Origin of the sequence: Pseudomonas sp. CBS (assembly GCF_024734645.1) — a bacterium.
Lineage (GTDB): Bacteria > Pseudomonadota > Gammaproteobacteria > Pseudomonadales > Pseudomonadaceae > Aquipseudomonas.
Map to the genome: position 1 here is coordinate 3440910 of NZ_CP102929.1, position 18960 is coordinate 3459869.

Here is an 18960-nt window from a genome sequence, read left to right on the forward strand (position 1 = left end):
ATGCGATACTCCGCGCCTGCAACAAGCACAGAGCCAAAGCTCGCGAGTTTACAGGTCAAGCGCCGGAAATAAATCACCCGCCTCTTAAGATCGACCACTCAGCAGTTCGCATCACACGCCCTTGACAAGACTTCAACTCATCGGCATGATTCGCGGCCTATTTTGTTTGCTATTTCCTAAAAAGTCTTTCGAGGAGCTCGACGGTGGCCAACACACCTTCCGCCAAAAAACGTGCAAAACAGGCTGAGAAGCGTCGCAGCCACAACGCCAGCCTGCGTTCCATGGTTCGTACCTACATCAAGAATGTAGTTAAAGCCATTGACGCAAAAGACGCTGAAAAAGCTCAAGCTGCTTACGTTCTGGCTGTGCCAGTTATCGACCGTATGGCCGATAAAGGCATCATCCACAAGAACAAAGCTGCTCGCCATAAAGGTCGTCTGAATGGCCACATCAAGGCTCTGAACCTTGCTGCTGCAGCCTAAGCGATAAGCTTGTTAAAAAACCGACCCCAGGGTCGGTTTTTTATTGCCTGCTTGTTGGAGCAAGCTTGTTCGCGATGGTCTTTAACGATTATGTGCGCCGCCTGAATAAACGCGGCGCTCTCTGGCTTTTCGCGAGCAAGCTCGCTCCTACTGGGCAGGCCACGGCAAGATCGGAATCGCCGTCACCGCATTCTGCGGACTGCCTTCGATCAAGCGATCGCTGTAGACCAGATACACCAGGGTATTGCGCTTCTTGTCGAGGAAACGCACCACCTGCATGGTCTTGAACACCAGGGACGTGCGCTCCTTGAACACCTCATCCCCATCCTTCAGCTCACCCTTGAAGTGAATCGCGCCCACCTGACGACAGGCAATCGACGCCTCAGCGCGATCCTCAGCCAACCCCAGACCACCTTTCACCCCACCCGTCTTGGCGCGAGACAGGTAGCAGGTCACGCCATCGACCTTCGGGTCATCAAAGGCTTCAACCACAATCCGGTCATTGGGGCCGACAAACTTGAACACCGTCGACACCTGGCCAATCTCTTCGGCCGATGCCAGCAACGGCATCGCCAGCAGTACACCGAGCAACCCCTTCATCACGCGCATCGAGAATTCCTTTTTACTTAAACCAGAATCAGGTTATCCCGGTGAACCAGCTCCGGCTCAGCCATGTAACCCAACAGACCGACAATCGCATCAGACGATTGCCCAATAATTTTCTGCGCCTCAAGAGCACTGTAGTTGGCCAGGCCACGGGCAATCTCGCGACCGTCCGGCGCCACGCACACCACCATCTCGCCACGGCGGAAGCTGCCCTGGACCAATTTTACGCCCACCGGCAGCAGGCTTTTGTTGCCTTGAGACAACGCCGACACAGCCCCCGCATCCAGCACCAGGGTACCGCGCGTCTGAAGATGCCCCGCCAGCCACTGCTTGCGCGCCGCCAGCATGCCGCGCTCAGGCGACAGCAGCGTACCGATGCGCTCGCCCGCCTTGAGACGGTCCAGGACCCGCTCAATCCGACCGCCAACGATGATGGTATGCGCGCCGGAACGCGCCGCCAGCCGTGCCGCACGCAACTTGGTCTGCATGCCGCCACGCCCCAGAGCACCGCCGACACTGCCCGCCACTGCATCCAGCGCCGGATCATCGGCACGTGCCTCGTAAATCAGCTGCGCCTCAGGGTTATTGCGCGGATCAGCGTCGAACATGCCGTCGCGATCCGTGAGAATCACCAGCAAATCGGCCTCAACCAGGTTCGCCACCAGAGCCGCCAAGGTGTCGTTATCGCCAAAGCGAATTTCGTCAGTCACCACGGTGTCATTCTCGTTGATCACCGGGATCACCTTGAGATCAACCAGGGCACGCAGGGTGCTACGGGCATTCAGGTAGCGCTTGCGGTCGGACAAGTCGTCATGGGTCAGCAGAATCTGCGCCGTATGACGACCGTGCTCGGCAAAGCTGGATTCCCAGGCCTGCACCAGGCCCATCTGACCAATGGCGGCAGCGGCTTGCAGCTCGTGCATCGCGCTGGGTCGCGCGGTCCAGCCAAGGCGACTCATACCGGCGGCAACCGCCCCGGACGACACCAGCACCAACTCGACGCCAGCCTCATGCAAGGCCACCATCTGGTCCACCCAGACGCTCATGGCCGCACGATCCAGCCCCTTGCCATCCGCCGTCAGCAGCGCGCTACCGATCTTAACGACCCAACGCTGCGCACCTGTCACCTTGCTCCGCATCATCTTCAACCTTAGATAGAGGGCCGCGCGACCCAGCGCCGCCCATAACGTTATTCGTGACTACCGATTTCCAGATACCAAAACGCCGCTCGATTGAGCGGCGCTTAAGTTTACTGCAACGAATCAGTCGCGCACGTAAATGATTTCCGGACCATCTTCATCATCCACGTCTTCTTCGTCCCAATCATCGTCACCGATGTCATGGACCGACTTGACGCCACTGCGACGCAGGGCACGCTGATCATCCAGCGCCTGCAACTGGGCACGGGCTTCGTCTTCGATGCGCTGATCCAGTTCAGCCAGCTCGGCCTTGTAGACAGGGTCGGCGGCCAGGCGGTCGGCACGGTCTTCGAGGTAGCGCATGATGTCGCGCGTCAGGCGCTCAGTGCCTTCTTTGGCAATGGCCGAGATCACGTAGACCGGACCCGTCCATTCCAGGCGATCAACAATCTCTTTGACGCGCTCTTCGTGCTCTTCTTCGAGGATCTGGTCGCACTTGTTCAGCACCAACCAACGATCACGCTCAGCCAGGGACGGGCTGAACTTGGTCAGTTCGCTGACGATCACTTCAGCAGCGTCTGGTGCGCTGGTGTCATCCAGTGGCGCCATGTCGACGAGGTGCAGCAGCAAACGGGTGCGGGACAAGTGCTTGAGGAAACGAATCCCCAGGCCAGCGCCGTCGGAAGCCCCTTCGATCAGGCCCGGAATGTCCGCCACCACGAAGCTCTTCCAGCGATCGACACTGACCACACCCAGGTTTGGCACCAAGGTGGTGAACGGGTAATCGGCAACTTTCGGCTTGGCAGCAGACACCGAGCGAATGAACGTACTTTTGCCGGCGTTCGGCAAGCCCAGCAGGCCCACGTCAGCCAGTACCTTCATTTCCAGCTTGAGGTCACGCTGTTCGCCAGGCTTGCCCGGCGTGGTCTGGCGTGGTGCACGGTTGGTACTGGATTTGAAACGGGTGTTGCCCAGACCGTGCCAGCCGCCATGAGCCACCAGCAGGCGCTGACCGGCTTTGGTCAGGTCGCCGATGACTTCCTGGGTTGCGGAGTCGATCACGGTGGTACCGACCGGAACCCGCAGCACCAACTCTTCGCCTTTTTTACCGGTGCAGTCAGTGCTGCCGCCGTTGGAGCCACGCTCGGCATCAAAGTGCCGGGTGTAACGGTAGTCCACCAGGGTGTTGAGGTTTTCGTCGGCGATCATGTAGACCGAGCCGCCATCACCGCCATCACCGCCGTTAGGACCACCGTTTTCGATGAATTTTTCCCGACGGAAACTCATGCAACCGTTACCGCCGTCGCCAGCTTTTACTCGGATCGAAACTTCATCAACAAACTTCATAACAAAACGCCTCTCGCCACACGGACGAGTTTAAGAAACCAAGACATAAGACTCTTGCAAAAATGAGCGCAGCGACCTCAAGCAACGACCGCAAATCCACTGCTTTCGCCCATCACAAACAGCTTTGCAAGAGACTCACCCCACAAACGAAAAAGCCCCGTCGCGAGACAGGGCTTTTCCAGCAACTACGTAATTATGCCGCGACGACTTCAGTCTTCGGGACAATGCTCACGTAACGGCGGTTGAAAGCGCCTTTTACTTCAAACTTGATCACGCCGTCGATTTTAGCGAACAGAGTGTGATCTTTACCCATGCCAACACCGTAACCGGCGTGGAATTGGGTGCCGCGCTGACGCACGATGATGTTGCCCGGAATGATAACCTGGCCGCCATACATCTTCACGCCAAGGCGTTTGGCTTCTGAGTCGCGACCGTTACGGGTACTACCACCAGCTTTTTTGTGTGCCATGAGTCAATTCTCCTAGTGAGGAATTAGGCTGAAATTAAGCCTGAATACCGGTGATTTTGATCTCGGTGTACCACTGGCGGTGGCCCATACGCTTCATGTGGTGCTTACGACGACGGAACTTGATGATGCGGACTTTATCGTGACGACCTTGGGAGATCACTTCAGCCACAACGGTAGCGCCTGCAACAACTGGAGCGCCGATGTTCACGTCATCGCCATTGGCGACCAACAGAACGCGATCAAAAGTAACGGATTCGCCAGTAGCGATTTCCAGCTTCTCGATCTTCAGGTATTCACCTGGGGCGACCTTGTATTGCTTGCCACCAGTAACAATTACTGCGTACGACATGGTATTTCTCCGATAATCCTGCTCACCCAGCGCTTTATAAGAAGAGGTATTGGCTGGCATGGCTGCATGGGATGGACGTCCCGAATGCAATTGCGTAAGGCAGGTGCTGCCCAGGAAGTTCAGGGTGCGCGATTGTACGCAAGCTATGGAGGTGTTGCAAGTGGCCGTCTATCGCGCCTTGACACTAGGGGACGCGGGTCCTAGCATGCCGCGCAACCCTTCTGGAGCGACTGTCGCTGATGCAACCCCAAGCTTTCTACCGCGCGGTGGCGGACGATTTTAGCGCCGTCGACGGCATCATCAAGAAGCAGCTGACTTCTAAAGTGCCGCTGGTCTCCAAAATTGGCGACTACATTACGTCGGCCGGCGGTAAACGCCTGCGTCCTTTATTAGTGTTGCTGTGTGGCAAGGCCCTGGGCCGCGAAGGCGATGACCTGCGCCTGCTGGCCGCGACCATCGAGTTCCTGCACACCGCCACCCTGCTGCATGACGACGTGGTCGACATGTCCGGCATGCGCCGTGGTCGCGAGACGGCCAACGCGATGTGGGGCAACGCGCCGAGCGTGCTGGTGGGCGACTTCCTGTACTCGCGCTCGTTCGAAATGATGGTCGAGCTGGGCTCGATGCCGGTGATGAAGATTCTTTCACAGGCCACGCGCATCATCGCCGAAGGCGAAGTGTTGCAACTGTCGAAGGTTCGCGACGCCAGCACCACCGAAGAAACCTACATGGAAGTGATTCGCGGCAAAACCGCGATGCTCTTCGAAGCCTCGACTCACAGCGCTGCCGCCCTGTGCGAAGCGACGCCCGAGCAGAGCGAAGCCCTGCGCACCTTCGGCGATCACCTGGGCGTAGCCTTCCAACTCGTAGACGACCTGCTGGATTATCGCGGCGACGCCGAAACCCTGGGCAAGAACGTCGGTGACGACCTGGCCGAGGGCAAGCCGACCTTGCCGCTGATCTACACCATGCGCGAAGGCACGCCGGAACAGGCCGCCCTGGTGCGCAAGGCGATCCAGAAAGGCGGGATCGAAGACCTGGAAAGCATCCGCGAAGCCGTGGAAGCCTCGGGCTCCCTCGAATACACCGCGCAACTGGCCCGTGACTACGTGGCTCGTGCCATCCAATGCCTGGAAGCCCTTCCAGCCAGCGAATACCGGGACGCCCTGGTTGAGCTGAGTGAGTTCGCGGTCGCCCGCACTCACTAAGCAATCCCTGTAGGAGCGAGCTTGCTCGCGAAGGTCTTTAACGATGACGCGTATACCTGATTACACGCGGCGTCCTTGAGTTTTTCGCGAGCAAGCTCGCTCCTACAAGGGACGGTGCGCCCTTCCCACGCTAAAACCCTATATAATGTGCGCTTTTAGCCATCCTGAAACCAAAGGAGCTTTAGTGAGCACGTTGCCACCCTGCCCGAAATGCAATTCCGAATACACCTACGAAGACGGCGCCCAGCTGATCTGCCCGGAATGCGCCCATGAGTGGACCGTCGGTGGCGAAGCCGAGGCTGCCAGCGATGAATCCGTGAAGAAAGACTCTGTGGGCAATGTCCTGCAGGACGGCGACACCATCACCGTGATCAAGGACCTCAAGGTCAAAGGCACATCGCTGGTGGTCAAGGTCGGCACCAAGGTCAAGAACATCCGCCTGTGCGACGGCGACCACGATATCGACTGCAAGATCGACGGTATCGGCCCGATGAAACTCAAGTCCGAGTTCGTCCGCAAGGTCTGAACCGGCTGCCTCCATCTCGTGCCCTGCACGGGATGGCGCTTCACCCTCCCCGCGTTATTTCCGCACTAGCGGCAAAAGGCCAGCCCTTTTGATCAAAAACAATATCCACACAGAAAAGTCCGGAAATCGCCAATAGGGACTTGCTATTCCTTGAATAAGAATTATTCTCATTGAAACCCATCAAGGAGATGCTTCCCATGACTTATTTGATCGATGCCTGGCTGGACCGTCCACACCCTTACCTGCGAATCCTCCATCGGGAAACCGGTGAAGTCTGCGCGGTGCTGGAAGAAGAAGCGTTGAGCGAACTGCAGGATCAGGGCGACCTGGACGTCAATGGCCTGAGTTCCAGTGAACCTGGGGTGCTGAAGGAAGTGGTGAGAAACCTGTTTCTGTTCTGCTATGCCCGGGCGTTGCGCCCGGTGACGGATTTCAATGGCAAGTTTCATCCATGAGCAACCTGCAAAACCGCGTAGGAGCAAGCTTGCTCGCGAAGACCTCAAAGACACCGCGTTCATTCAGCATGGGCGCGTCATCGTTGAGGTTCATCGCGAGCAAGCTCGCGCCTGCAACCTAGTCAGCGGTCTTACAGTACGTCGAGCAGCTCGACGTCGAACACCAGAACGCTGTGCGGCGGGATGCTGCCAACGCCTTGAGCGCCGTAAGCCAGTTCGCTCGGCACGTACAGGCGCCATTTGCTGCCGGCATTCATCAGTTGCAGGGCTTCGGTCCAGCCGGCAATTACGCCACCAACCGGAAACTCTGCAGGCTGACCGCGCTCGTAGGAGCTGTCGAACACAGTGCCGTCGATCAGGGTGCCGTGGTAGTGAGTACGTACTTGGTCTTCACGGGTCGGCTTGGCGCCGGTACCGGCAGTCAGCACTTCAAATTGCAGGCCGGAAGCCAGGGTGGTGATGCCGTCGCGCTTGGCGTTTTCAGCCAGGAAAGCCAGGCCTTCGCCAGCAGCGGCTTCAGCCTTTGCAGCGGCTTCGGCTTGCATGATTTCGCGGATGACCTTGAAGCTGGCGGCCATTTGCTCTTGGTCCACACGGCTAGGCTTGCCGGCGAAAGCGTCGGTCAGGCCAGCCAGGATCGCGTCCAGGCTAACGCCCGGTGGCGGGTTGTCGCGCAGTTGGTCGCCCAACTGACGGCCAATGCCGTAGCTCACGCGGGTTTCGTCGGTGGACAGATTAACTTCGGACATGGAAAGGCTCCGCTGTAGGACGACACAAGTGTCGTCCAAACTAAAAGGGCGAGCAGACTAGCACACAAGCCCCGCTCTTGATGAGCCCTGGAGCCTCAGGCGCACACCCGCCGGGCGCTGATCAATGCTTAGTCAATTTGTCCAGATAACCCATGGCAAACGCTGACACCACGAAGGTCATGTGAATGATCACGTACCACTTCAGATGCTCGGGATCGACGTTCTTGGCGTCCATGAACACCCGCAGCAAATGGATCGACGAAATCGCCACGATGGACGCCGCGACCTTCATCTTCAGCGACGAGGAATCCATGGTCCCCAGCCAGTTGAGCTTCTCTTTGCTTTCGTCGATGTCCAGCTGGGAAACGAAGTTCTCGTAGCCGCTGATCATCACCATCACCAGCAAGCCGCCCACCAGCGCCATGTCGATCAACGACAGCAGCACCAGGATCACATCCGACTCGCTCATGGAAAACACCATGGGAATCACATGGAACACTTCCTGGAAGAACTTCAGCCCAAGCGCCAACAGCCCCAGGGACAACCCGAAATAGATTGGCGCCAACAGCCAGCGTGAGGCATACATTGCATTTTCGATAAAGCGTTCCATTGAATCTCACACAGCGTGGCTAAAAATGGCGGCGAGTATACCAGCCGCACGCAAACGCCAGAAACCGTCGATAAAACTGATCTGTACGGCATCTGTAAAAGATTTTTTCTGCTAGTGTCGAGCTCATCAACTCGGCTCGATGATGTCGGACAGGAAAACTCAGATAATGGATGTGCGATCCCCTTTGGCCAGCCTTGGCCTGTGCGCGGCGTTGCTGATGGGCGGCGGTTGCTCCCCAAGCGATGAACACAAGCAAGCCAGCCTCGAAGAGAAAACCGCCAAGTTCGAACAGTCCCTGGACGCGATCCAGGACCCCAAGCTCAAGGATGCCGTGTCCGAGCTCGGTGGCTCGCTGCTGTTGCTGGAGCGGGCACGGGCCAAGCTCGCCAGCAAGCCTATCGAGGCCGAGTACAGCGAAGACGCCCTGGCATTGCTCAAGCACTACCCCACGCCCCAGGCGTTGGTTGATACCTACATCAATGGCCTGTTTGTCCTGCGCAAGGCATCCCATTCGGACTATCTGACGGACCTGCAACCGATCTTCCCGTTCAACTTCAACATGCCCGACCAGTTCCCCTTCCCCCACGGCCTGGAATGGCAGTCGGTGACCTTGAGCAACAACAAGGTCATCCCCTTCCAGCCGGAATGGTCGGAAACCGACCCAGGCATCCAGCTGAGCCCCACCAGCTCCAACCTGACCAACCCCGATGATCTGACGGTGACCTATCCGTTCATCGAAGGCATCGAGACTGAAAACAAGAGCCAGCCGCAGCCCGTCTCCCTCAAAGGCAAGGTGGAAGTCATCGCGCCGCGTAAAGTCTTCACCTTTGACCTGTCGAAAAAGGACGTGGGCCGCAAACGCACCGAAGAAAACGTCACGGTCACCCTGTTGACCCTGGAAAAGAACTACGCCGAGATCGAACTGACCAACAGCGCCCCGCTGGCGCCGGAAGTCGCGGACGAATCGCCGAACCCGCTGCTGGTGCAGGCTCGCGACACCACCGGGCAATTTCTCTCGCGCTCAGGCTCAATCAACGAGAACGCCGCGCAACTGGCGTTCTACGAGAAGCAACTGGCAGAGATGCAAAAGCAGACGGCCTGGTCCGACGCCTTTGAAAAGCAGTTGGAAGACGAACAGAAAGCCTTTGAACACAAGCAGAACAGCCACTACACCAAGGTGTACTTCAACGGCCTGGTCGACAATGTGCAAGTCAGCGTCCTCGACTTTTCCCAGGCCACCGTGACCCGCAAGGACCTGGACCTGCCCGTAAGGCGCTTCGACAAGAACAGCCTGGAGAAAACCGTACAGCCGCTGCCGATGCCCGTCACCGTATATGACGACCAGGCTGCGGACTGGCTCAAGGACGCCACCCTGTCCGAAGACCAATTGAAGAAAAGTGTCACCATCAACCAATCGGTGGATGACGCCAGCGCAGCACACATCGAGTTCGATCACCCCTACACCTTCAACGACGACCTGCTGGGCGAAGACCGGGGCGGCGGCGATGCCCCCGTGACCTTCCTCACCGCCAACGACGAAGGCAAGCTCGGTGAGCCCATCGAACTGCCCGCCGAAGCCTACGAGGTTGATCCTGGGCGCGGCACCATCACCTATGACCTGAACCTGTTTCCCGAGAATCCGGGTTTTGCCGTGGGATCAATGCCACTGTTCCTGGCCACCATCGAAAAAGGCAACCTCACGGCAGGGCAACTGCCCAAGGGCCTGGAGCTGAAGGATAACGCGCTGATTGTCGACCAGAAGCTGTTCCCGTCCGATAGCTGGCGGTTCTATGCCAAGGACGCCAGCGGCAACTACCTGAAGGAAATTCTCGGCGTCAGCCACCGCGCCGAGGAATACGGCACGGCGCTGTTCGATGTGCATTACTTCTACGGCCAGCCGACGACATTGGAGACCTACCAGCGCACCGGCCTGGACACGGTGCAGTATGGGTTTGAGGTGAAGCTGGACAAACCCGAGGCGGCCCCTGCCCCCAAGCCCTAGCACACAACTCCCCCTCCCCGTAGCAGCTGTCGAGCGCCAGCGAGGCTGCGTCGGGTGCGAACGGGGCTCTGAGTTACACACGATGTCGGCGGGGCGGCCGACGCAGCCTCGCTGGTGCTCGACAGCTGCTACGGGGGGGCTAGCGGATATCGCTCAGCGCCGTCTGCCGCCCGCCATTGAGCTGTCGCAAGTGCGCCTGCAGGTGCAGGCACCAGATCTGCGGGTCGTCCGCCAGTTCGTACCCGTGCAGGGTCAGGCTTTCGACAATCGAATCAAGGATGGTTTGTGCCACGAAAGGTCCATGAAACGGGCCTTGGGACTTGATGGTGGAAGGCTGCTCACCGGTCATTCCGGCGGCAAACAACAAGGTCCACATCCCGGTATCCCCGGCGAGAGGGCGAATGGAACATTCGATACGAGTAACCAGGCCCAGGCACTGGCGGGTGAGGCAGAGGTTGCGCGACATGGCGGCGACCCTCGGTAGATCCGGTATTCAGCCTCGCAGGGCAAGACTGTTTCTATCCAGCGACTCCTGTGGATATCCCTTGAGCTGAGAATAGAAGAAACCCGGTACAAACCAAGGCCGGGGGACCAACGGACGACTGCCGTCACGACGGCGTCAAAAATATGCCGAAGGGGCCTGAAAACAGGCCCCTTCGGTGGTTATTACACCGGTTTGGCTTCTGCCAACGCCTCCTGCGCCAGCTCCTTCTCGGCTTCCTTCAGATCATCTTCACTGATCATCTCGGCAATCGCCCGCAAACGCTCCACCACCCGCGCATTGACGCTGCCTTCCGGGAATTGCCCGTCCTCGTCGGGCGAACCCGCAGGCTCACCCACCAGCAGGCTCAAGGCCTCGTCGGCCTGGCGCACGGCGTAGACGTGAAACTGCCCCTGCCGCACAGCCTGCAACACCTTCTCATCGAGCATCAGCGTCGCGACGTTGGCCTGGGGAATGATCGCCCCCTGCTCGCCGGTCAGCCCGCGGGCTTCACAAAGGCGGAAGAAGCCTTCGATCTTCTCGTTGACCCCGCCCACCGCCTGCACTTCACCAAACTGGTTGATGGAGCCGGTGATGGCAAAGCACTGCTTGAGCGGCGTCTTCGACAAAGCCGAAATCAAGGTGCAGGCCTCGCCCAGGGAGGCGCTGTCGCCGTCGACATAACCGTAGGATTGCTCCAGGGCGATACTCGCCGAGATCGCCAACGGGAATTCCTGGGCATAACGGCTGCCCAGGTAACCGGTGAGGATCATTACGCCCTTGGAGTGGATCGGCTGGCCGAGGTTAACTTCACGCTCGATATCCACGATGCCGCTGCCGCCCGGGTACACCGAGGCAGAGATCCGCGCCGGTACACCAAACGCCGAGTCACCCACCTCCAGCACCGTCAGCCCGTTGCACTTGCCCACCGCCGCACCGGCGGTGTCGATCAGGATCACCCCGGCGAGCATATCGTCGAGAATCCGCGCCGACACCCGCCCGGTGCGCGTGGCCTTGGCCTTGAGTGCGCGCTCGATGTGCCCGGAGTCGGTGCGCTCATCACCCGCCAGGTGACGAATGAAGTCCGCCTCGCTGACCAGTTGGAACAAATCACCGATACGCGCCGACAGGCGGCCCTGGTTCTCCGCCAGCCGCGCGCTGTAGGTCGCCAGTCGCGCTACCGCATCGGAGGTCAACGGCGCCATGCCTTCTTCCGAGGTACGGGTTTTCAGCAACTGGGCGAACTGCTCCAGGCTTTCATCCACCATCGGAATGTCTTCGTCAAAGTCCACCAGCACCCGGAACATCTCCTGGAAGTCCGGATCGGCGTCCTGCAACGCGTAGTACAGCTGGCGGGAGCCAATGATGATGACCTTGAGCTGCAACGGGATCACTTGCGGGTTGAGGGTCACTGTGGCCAGACGGCCCAGTTCGCCCAACGGTGATTCCATCTTCAGCTTGCGCGATTGCAGGGCACGCTTGAGGGCATCCCATACAAACGGCTCGCTGAGCATTTTCTCGGCTTCGAGGATCAGGAAACCACCATTGGCACGGTGCAGCGCACCCGGTCGCAACTGGCGGTAAGTCGTGTAAAGCGCGCCCTGGTCGGTGCTGTATTCGATACGGCCAAACAGGTTGTCGTAGGTCGGATGCGGCTCAAACACTACCGGTGCGCCACCGTTGACCGGATGGCCTACCACCAGGCTCGGGCAGTACTGCTCCTCCAGCAACTTGCGGGCCTGGGCATCGGTTTTCGCATCGTCCACCAGTTGCTCGACCACGGTTTTCAGCAGGTAAACCTGCATTGCCTGCAAGTAGCCGCAGACTGCCGCGTTCTCCGCATACTTTTCGGACAGCGGCGACAGCAGTGGCTGCAAGGCCAACGTGATGGTTTCTTCGTTGAACTGGCGCATCTGGTTGTTGGACTCGCGCTTCCACTGGGGCAGGCTGGCGAGTTCTTCGTTGAGGCGTTCTTCCAGTTCGGAAATATCGGTATGGAAACGCTCGCGATCGGCTTCCGGCAGCTGCGAGAACTCGGCCTCGTCCAGAGCCTTGCCGTCGAGCATCGGGGTGAACGCAATGTTGGTGCTGTCACGGTACAGCGCCACGTCCTTTTCCAGGGCCAGGCGCTCGATGACGTCCAGAGCACGGTCGTAGCGCTGGTTGAAGGCGCGGTCGATGGCGCTTTTGCGCTGTTGATAAGTCGGGTGTTCAAACACGGCCGGAAAGGTCGCGACCAGGTTGTCGATCAGGCCATTGATATCGGAGATGAACGCGGCAGCACCGCCCGCAGGCAGTTCCAGCGCGCGGGGTTCGCGAGGCTCATCAAAATTATTGACGTAGACCCAGTCGGCCGGGGTCTGCAGGCGCTTGCCTTCGGCTTTGAGGTAGCGTTTGACGAACGAAAAGCGCCCGGTACCGGGCTCACCCATGACAAATACGTTGTAACCGGGGCGTGGCATGGCCACGCCGAACTGCAAGGCTTCGACCGCACGTTCCTGGCCAAGCACACCGCGAAAGGGCTCCAAATCATTGGTGGTCGAGAAGCTGAACTGTTCAGCGGAAAAAGGACGGGTCAGCGCTTCGGGCGCTAGACGCAAGCTGGCAGCAACAGGATCAGGCATCGGGCTTCCTTACATCAGGCGGGGCAGATGACGGCATTCTGGCGCCGGGTTGGGCCGGCTGGCAAGGACGGCTTAGGGAAAGCATAGCCCCAGGTTTGAGGCTGTAAAAAAACCGAGTGTTTCCGGCTTGTTTCATAAAAAGTCACGGAACCCTTGGATCATGCCTAAACTCCAACCTGCTGCGGGTTGGACTAATAACCGACCCCTAGGGTGCTGTCAGGCACCTGAACCCTTGTCCATTGGTTTGCACACAAAGAGAACAAAGCTATGAAACGGATCCTTCTCGGTACTCTCTTCACCGTCGTCTCCCTCAATGCAATGGCAGAAGCGCCAGGTGGCCCGAACTGCGGTTGGGGCAACATGTTGTTCGAAGGCCAACGCGGCACTCCGGCTCACTTCCTGGCCTCCACCACCAACGGTACCTCGGGTAACGCCACGTTCGGCATGACCTCGGGCACCAACGGCTGTAGCACCAACAGCGCACTGACCTACGGTGGCAAATCGTGGATTGCCATGAATGGCATGATGAACGAGCTGTCCGAAGACATGGCCAAGGGTAACGGCGAAGCGCTGACTACCTACGCTGTAGTACTGGGCGTTGCTCCTGAAGACCGCGAGCACTTTGCCGCTGTGACTCACGAGCACTTCCAGCAAATCTTCAGCAAGGCTGACGTAACCGCTGATGACGTGCACAACAACACCCTGGCTGTACTGAAAAGCGACACCCGTCTGGCGAAATACGCTACCCAGGCTTAAGCTCGACCCGCCCGTGCCTTTCGAGGCACGGGTTTTATTATTATTTTGGACCTGCCTCCCCTTTGGGTCTTTTTATCTCGACTTAAGTTGCCCACATGCTCAAACGCCTTGCCTACCTGGCACTCTTCGCCTGCGCCCCGCTGTATGCGGCGCCGCACCTTGATGATCAACGTTTGCAGCAGCTGGCCAACGAACCGTTCTGGCTCTCGCTGGGGCATTACGAATCCGGCAAGTTCGAAGGCTGGCGCAGTTATGTCAGCGACAAGAAATTCTTCCTCGCCCCCGATGGCGCCCACCATCCGGACCAGGAGCTGAAGGCCACGGTAGAGGCGTTGTATGCCCCGGCCAGCCTCGGCGAAAAACACGTCCAATGCGTTTATCCCGCACGTACCCGCTGGCTCAAGGACCAGTTGCACCTGACTGACTTGCCAACGCTGGACTGCAAGGAATTCAAGCAATGGTTCAAGGACGTTGCACCCCACAGTGCGGTGATGATCTTCCCGGCGGCTTACCTCAACAGCCCGTCGTCAATGTTCGGCCACACCCTGCTGCGCATCGACCAGGCTGACGTGCAGAGCAACAACACCGCCCTGCTCAGCTACGCGATCAACTTTGGCGCCTATATCGAAGGCTCGGACAACAGCATCCTCTACGCCTGGAAGGGCCTGATGGGCGGCTATCCGGGGCTGTTCGCGCTGGTGCCCTACCAGGAAAAGCTCTCGGAATACCGTAGCCTGGAGAACCGCGACCTGTGGGAATATCGCCTGAACCTGACCCAGGTCGAGACCGAGCGCATGGTTGAGCACGTGTGGGAGCTCAAGCAGATCCAGTTCGACTACTTCTTCTTCGACGAAAACTGCTCCTATCGCCTGCTGGAATTGCTGCAAGTGGCCCGCCCAAGCCTGCGGCTGACCGAACAGTTCCCGCTGACCGCCATTCCTACCGACACGGTAAAAGCCGTGAAAGAAGCCGGCTTGGTGGAAAAAATCGACTATCGCCCGTCCCGTGAACGGGAACTGCTGGAACGCGCCAAGCCGCTGGACAGTGACGAGCAGCAATGGGTGCTGAAGATCAGCGACGACCAGAAACAACTGCAAGACCCGACCTTCAAGGCCATCGCCAAAGACCGCCAGGCCCTGATCATCGATGCCGCCTATCGCCTTGGCCGCTACCGCGCCAACGGCCTGGAGCGCGACACCGAACGCTCCCAACGCAGCTTCGAACTGCTGCGGGCGATCAACCAGAACCCGGCGCCGGACCTGAAAATCGAACGCCCTGGCCTGCCTGAAGACGGCCACGAATCCCGCACCTGGCAAGCCGGCATCGGCACCCGGGGCGACAAGGCTTTCGGCGAATACGGCCTGCGCATGGCCTACCACGACCTGAATGACAACGCCGAAGGCTTCCCCCTGGGCGCGCAGATCGAAATCCTGCAAATGAAACTGCGCCAGTACGAAGGCAACCACTGGCAGTTACAACAGCTGGACCTGGCGACCATTCGCTCACTGACCCCACGCAACGAACTGCTGCAACCCTGGTCGTGGCAAGTGACCGGTGGCCTTGAACGCGTACCGGGCAAGCATGACGACGAGACGTTGGTCAGCCACGTCAATGGCGGCGCCGGTGGCACCTGGCAACTGCGTGACGACATGCTCGGTTTCGCCCTGGGCACCGTGCGCGTGGAACACAACAGCGACTTTGGCGAAGCCATCTCCCCCGCGGCCGGCTTCAACACCGGCGTGCTATGGCGAAACCCGCTGGGCAACCTGAGCCTGGAAGCCAAGGGTGATTTCTTCACCAATGGCGAAGTGCGGCGCAGTATCAGCTTGAATCAACAGTGGGAATTGTCGCGCAACCTGGGACTGAGATTGAGTGCGCAGCGCGAATACAGCCACCTCGCGACACCGGTGAACGAAGTGATGCTGGAAGTGAAGTGGTATCACTATTAACCCCTGAGCCGCAGATCGTTCCCACGCTCCGCGTGGGAATGCATCCTGTGACGCTCCGCGTCACGACCGTTAAAAGCGGACGCAGAGCGTCCAGAGCGGCATTCCCACGCAGAGCGTGGGAACGATCACTATTAATCCATAAGGAGCTTCAACAGACATGGCCGTCAACTGCACCAGCCTTGAACAAGTCCGGGAAAACATCGACCGTCTTGATCGCCAGATCGTTACACTGCTGGCCGAACGGGGCGGCTTCGTTTCCCAGGCTGCGCGCTTCAAAAAAGACAGTGACGGCGTGAAAGCCCCGCAGCGGGTTGAGCAGGTGATTGCCAAGGTTCGTGATCTCTCCCACACCGTAGGCGCAAACCCGGACGTCACGGAGCACGTCTATCGGGCGATGATTGCAGCGTTCATCCAGCAAGAACTCGCAGAGCACGCCGCGCTGACACCAGACTGAACCACACAAAATAACCTTGTGGCGAGGGAGCTTGCTCCCGCTGGGCTGCGCAGCAGCCCCAAAACCAGACACCTCACCCTCTCTGGAATATCTCAATACCCTGAACAGGGGCCGCTTCGCGCCCCAACGGGAGCAAGCTCCCTCGCCACAGGGGGCGCGTGATCGCCCGAAGCAGCAGCGTCACACACAGATTTCTCACATCCGTTTCACATACCCCGAACGAATCCACTCCTACACTTCCCCCATCAGCCGTTCAACGGCCAGGGAGCAAGCGATGTGGCGGTACGCAGCAGTGCTGGGCCTGATGGCCCTCCTTTCAGGTTGCCAATCAACCCATGAAGACTTGCTGGCCAAGGGTTACCCGCCCGCCTTCGCCGACGGCTACGACGACGGTTGCAGCAGCGGCCGCCAAGCCGCCGGGGTGATCACCGGGGAATTTCGCAAGAATGTCCCCCGCTACCTGAAAGACCGCACCTACGCCGAAGGCTGGGAAGATGGCTTCCGCCAGTGCAAGGCCATGCGCGAGAACGAAGACCTGAACGACTACAAGAACCGTCACTGGGACGACCGCGAGCGTGCCTGGCAGCAAGAAAAGGACCGCGACGCCGCACGAGCCTATCGCTCGCCATAGGTCGCTTTCAGACATCCGGCGAAACTTATCCCCTGCGACCATGGCCCAAACTCCATAGCAGGAGAACGCCATGAGTCGAGCTTTCGTCAACGAAGACAGCGCTGCTGCCCAGGCCAGCCAACCGGTGGAACGCCAGGTCAGCGAGCAACCCAATCACCTCACTGCCCGTGGGCTTGCACAATTGCAGGCCAAAGTGGCGCAGTTGCAAAGCGAGCACGGCGAAGAGTTCGCCAAGGGCGAGCAGGCCGATAAACAGCGCCAGGCCGACCTTGAGCGGGATTTGCGCTACTTCAACCAGCGCCTGCAAAGCGCTCAGGTGGTGGCGCCAGCGACCTCCACCGAGAAGGTGCAGATCGGCAGTTGGGTCACGTTTGCCAATGAACAGGACGAAGAACAGCGGATTCAACTGGTGGGCGAAGACCAGGCCGACGCCACAGTAGGCCTGATCAACTGGGGTTCGCCCCTGGGCCGGGCGCTGCTGGGTGCACAGGTGGGCGACGAGGTGCTGTGGAAGCGCCCCGTCGGGGATCAGCTGATCGAGATCCTGCGCATCGAGCCCGACGCTTAGACGATACCTTGAGCCAGCATTGCGTCCGCGACTTTCACGAAGCCGGCGATGTTGGCGCCCTTCACGTAGTTGACCCGACCGTTTTCTTCGCCGTAATGCACGCAGGCATGGTGGATCGACTGCATGATGTTGTGCAGCTTGCTGTCCACTTCGCCGGCGGTCCACAGCAGGCGCATGGCGTTCTGCGACATCTCCAGCCCGCTCACCGCCACACCGCCGGCATTGGACGCCTTGCCCGGTGCGAACAGGATGCCGGCGTCGATAAAGATATCCACAGCCTCCAGGGTGGTGGGCATGTTGGCGCCTTCGGCCACGCACACGCAGCCATTGCGCAACAGGGTCCGCGCCGCTTCGGCGTCCAGTTCGTTCTGGGTGGCGCAGGGCAGTGCGATGTCGCAGGCCAGTTCCCAGGGTGCTTGGCCGGCACGGAATTCCAGGCCGAAACGCGGTGCCAGCTCGCTGATGCGCCCGCGCTGGATGTTTTTCAGCTCCAGCAGCGCCGACCATTGTTCTTCGGTCAAACCGCTTTCGCAGTACAGGGTGCCTTCGGAGTCGGACAGGGAAATCACTTTGCCGCCCAGGTCCATGACCTTGCGCGCCGCATATTGGGCGACGTTGCCGGAACCGGAGATAGCCACGCGCTTGCCTTCGACACGCTGGCCGTTGCGCTTGAGCATTTCTTCAGCGAAGTACACGCAGCCAAAACCGGTGGCTTCCGGGCGGATCAGGCTGCCGCCATAGCTCATGCCCTTGCCGGTCAGCACCGAGGTGAACTGGTTGCTCAGGCGCTTGTACTGTCCGAACAGGAAGCCGATCTCCCGGGCACCCACGCCGATATCACCGGCGGGCACGTCCACGTCCGAACCGATGTGGCGATACAGCTCGCTCATGAACGCCTGGCAGAAGCGCATCACCTCGGCGTCGCTCTTGCCCTTGGGATCGAAGTCCGAGCCGCCCTTGCCGCCGCCCATGGGCATTGAGGTCAGGGAATTCTTGAAGGTCTGTTCGAAAGCGAGGAATTTCAGCACGCCCAGGTTCACCGAGGGGTGGAAGCGCAGGCCGCCTTTGTAGGGGCCGATGGCGCTGTTCATCTGGATCCGGAACCCGCGGTTGACCCGCACCTTGCCCTGGTCGTCTTCCCACGACACCCGGAACACAATCGCACGCTCCGGCTCGCAGATGCGCTCCAGGATGCCCGAGTTCAGGTAGTGGGGATTGGCTTCAAGAAACGGCCACAAACTGCGCAGGACTTCTTCCACGGCCTGGTGGAATTCCGGCTGGTCGGGGTCGCGTTTCTTGAGACGGGCAAGGAAGGATTCAACGGATTCGATCATGAAAAGTCTCGGCAAATTTATTGTCGTTAAAGGAGATTTGTCCCGGACTTTATCAATTCATGTCGCACCGCGACAGGGCGAAATGTCGCTTTTGTGAATTTAAATGGTGCATTAGATATAAATACAGGCGGTTTTTGCACCTTAATGAGGATTTCAATCCAGGCCTTGCACCAACAGTTAACCCGCTATCGCAGGCAAGCCAGCTCCCACATTTGGAATGC

Annotated in this window: 20 protein-coding genes; 10 read left to right on the top strand and 10 right to left on the bottom strand. The window is 59.2% G+C overall.

The features are described from left to right. Positions 1 to 203 precede the first annotated feature (203 nt). Positions 204 to 482 (top strand): 30S ribosomal protein S20, encoded by a 279-nt coding sequence (gene rpsT, locus NVB75_RS15650; RefSeq protein WP_003215870.1) that lies wholly within the window; start codon positions 204 to 206, stop codon positions 480 to 482. 147 nt (positions 483 to 629) lie between these two features. On the opposite strand, the gene NVB75_RS15655 is transcribed toward rpsT, so the two are convergent. The 5 genes from NVB75_RS15655 to rplU form a co-directional block, all read right to left on the bottom strand. Then, the gene (locus tag NVB75_RS15655) at positions 630 to 1091 is read right to left on the bottom strand and encodes a CreA family protein (protein WP_076014013.1); all 462 of its coding nucleotides are present in this window, start codon (positions 1089 to 1091) and stop codon (positions 630 to 632) included. Positions 1092 to 1108: 17 nt separating this feature from the next. Continuing rightward, positions 1109 to 2227 carry a glutamate 5-kinase gene (gene proB, locus NVB75_RS15660; RefSeq protein WP_258348239.1) on the bottom strand — a complete coding sequence of 373 codons (1119 nt, stop codon included), beginning with the start codon at positions 2225 to 2227 and terminating at the stop codon, positions 1109 to 1111. A gap of 123 nt (positions 2228 to 2350) precedes the next feature. After that, a complete protein-coding gene (gene cgtA / locus NVB75_RS15665) occupies positions 2351 to 3574 on the bottom strand; it encodes an Obg family GTPase CgtA (protein WP_003215864.1) in 1224 nt (407 codons plus the stop codon). A gap of 193 nt (positions 3575 to 3767) precedes the next feature. Next, on the bottom strand, positions 3768 to 4043 hold the full coding sequence (gene rpmA, locus NVB75_RS15670) for a 50S ribosomal protein L27 (RefSeq protein WP_003215862.1): 276 nt from the start codon (positions 4041 to 4043) through the stop codon (positions 3768 to 3770). A gap of 34 nt (positions 4044 to 4077) precedes the next feature. After that, positions 4078 to 4392, bottom strand: a complete 315-nt coding sequence (gene rplU, locus NVB75_RS15675; RefSeq protein WP_003176051.1) for a 50S ribosomal protein L21 — start codon at positions 4390 to 4392, stop codon at positions 4078 to 4080. Positions 4393 to 4631: 239 nt separating this feature from the next. On the opposite strand from rplU, the gene NVB75_RS15680 reads away from it, so the two are divergent. The 3 genes from NVB75_RS15680 to NVB75_RS15690 all read left to right on the top strand — a co-directional run bounded on the left by NVB75_RS15680 (position 4632) and on the right by NVB75_RS15690 (position 6581). Beyond that, entirely contained in the window at positions 4632 to 5600 is a 969-nt protein-coding gene (locus tag NVB75_RS15680) for a polyprenyl synthetase family protein (protein ID WP_003215860.1), read from the top strand. 184 nt (positions 5601 to 5784) lie between these two features. Continuing rightward, positions 5785 to 6126, top strand: coding sequence for a zinc ribbon domain-containing protein YjdM (locus tag NVB75_RS15685; protein ID WP_063027018.1), 342 nt, complete (start codon positions 5785 to 5787; stop codon positions 6124 to 6126). 197 nt (positions 6127 to 6323) lie between these two features. Next, positions 6324 to 6581, top strand: coding sequence for a hypothetical protein (locus NVB75_RS15690; RefSeq protein ID WP_258348242.1), 258 nt, complete (start codon positions 6324 to 6326; stop codon positions 6579 to 6581). Between the two features lie 131 nt (positions 6582 to 6712). On the opposite strand, the gene NVB75_RS15695 is transcribed toward NVB75_RS15690, so the two are convergent. Together NVB75_RS15695 and NVB75_RS15700 are read right to left on the bottom strand one after the other, a co-directional pair. Further along, positions 6713 to 7330, bottom strand: coding sequence for an FKBP-type peptidyl-prolyl cis-trans isomerase (locus NVB75_RS15695; RefSeq protein WP_034115957.1), 618 nt, complete (start codon positions 7328 to 7330; stop codon positions 6713 to 6715). Between the two features lie 121 nt (positions 7331 to 7451). Then, on the bottom strand, positions 7452 to 7940 hold the full coding sequence (locus NVB75_RS15700; protein WP_076014015.1) for a TIGR00645 family protein: 489 nt from the start codon (positions 7938 to 7940) through the stop codon (positions 7452 to 7454). Positions 7941 to 8106: 166 nt separating this feature from the next. Here NVB75_RS15700 and NVB75_RS15705 point away from each other — a divergent pair, with 166 nt between their 5' ends. After that, positions 8107 to 9942, top strand: a complete 1836-nt coding sequence (locus NVB75_RS15705; RefSeq protein ID WP_258348244.1) for a hypothetical protein — start codon at positions 8107 to 8109, stop codon at positions 9940 to 9942. Positions 9943 to 10081: 139 nt separating this feature from the next. Here NVB75_RS15705 and NVB75_RS15710 read toward each other — a convergent pair whose 3' ends face one another. Together NVB75_RS15710 and NVB75_RS15715 are read right to left on the bottom strand one after the other, a co-directional pair. Further along, a complete protein-coding gene (locus tag NVB75_RS15710; RefSeq protein ID WP_076014017.1) occupies positions 10082 to 10408 on the bottom strand; it encodes a hypothetical protein in 327 nt (108 codons plus the stop codon). A 200-nt stretch (positions 10409 to 10608) separates the two neighbouring features. Continuing rightward, positions 10609 to 13047 carry a Lon protease family protein gene (locus NVB75_RS15715; RefSeq protein ID WP_258348254.1) on the bottom strand — a complete coding sequence of 813 codons (2439 nt, stop codon included), beginning with the start codon at positions 13045 to 13047 and terminating at the stop codon, positions 10609 to 10611. A 267-nt stretch (positions 13048 to 13314) separates the two neighbouring features. On the opposite strand from NVB75_RS15715, the gene NVB75_RS15720 reads away from it, so the two are divergent. The 5 genes from NVB75_RS15720 (at position 13315) to NVB75_RS15740 (ending at position 17405) form a co-directional block, all read left to right on the top strand. Beyond that, positions 13315 to 13803, top strand: coding sequence for a DUF3015 domain-containing protein (locus NVB75_RS15720; RefSeq protein WP_003215845.1), 489 nt, complete (start codon positions 13315 to 13317; stop codon positions 13801 to 13803). A 95-nt stretch (positions 13804 to 13898) separates the two neighbouring features. Continuing rightward, positions 13899 to 15752, top strand: coding sequence for a DUF4105 domain-containing protein (locus tag NVB75_RS15725; protein ID WP_258348256.1), 1854 nt, complete (start codon positions 13899 to 13901; stop codon positions 15750 to 15752). Between the two features lie 157 nt (positions 15753 to 15909). Continuing rightward, positions 15910 to 16206 (top strand): chorismate mutase, encoded by a 297-nt coding sequence (locus NVB75_RS15730; protein ID WP_258348257.1) that lies wholly within the window; start codon positions 15910 to 15912, stop codon positions 16204 to 16206. 274 nt (positions 16207 to 16480) lie between these two features. Next, positions 16481 to 16837 carry a hypothetical protein gene (locus tag NVB75_RS15735; RefSeq protein ID WP_258348258.1) on the top strand — a complete coding sequence of 119 codons (357 nt, stop codon included), beginning with the start codon at positions 16481 to 16483 and terminating at the stop codon, positions 16835 to 16837. 70 nt (positions 16838 to 16907) lie between these two features. Beyond that, complete coding sequence (locus NVB75_RS15740) at positions 16908 to 17405, top strand: GreA/GreB family elongation factor (RefSeq protein WP_258348260.1); 498 nt, start codon at positions 16908 to 16910, stop codon at positions 17403 to 17405. Here the strand turns inward: NVB75_RS15740 and gdhA are convergent. Continuing rightward, complete coding sequence (gdhA, locus tag NVB75_RS15745) at positions 17402 to 18739, bottom strand: NADP-specific glutamate dehydrogenase (protein WP_258348262.1); 1338 nt, start codon at positions 18737 to 18739, stop codon at positions 17402 to 17404. The genes NVB75_RS15740 and gdhA overlap by 4 nt on opposite strands. Positions 18740 to 18960 lie beyond the last annotated feature (221 nt).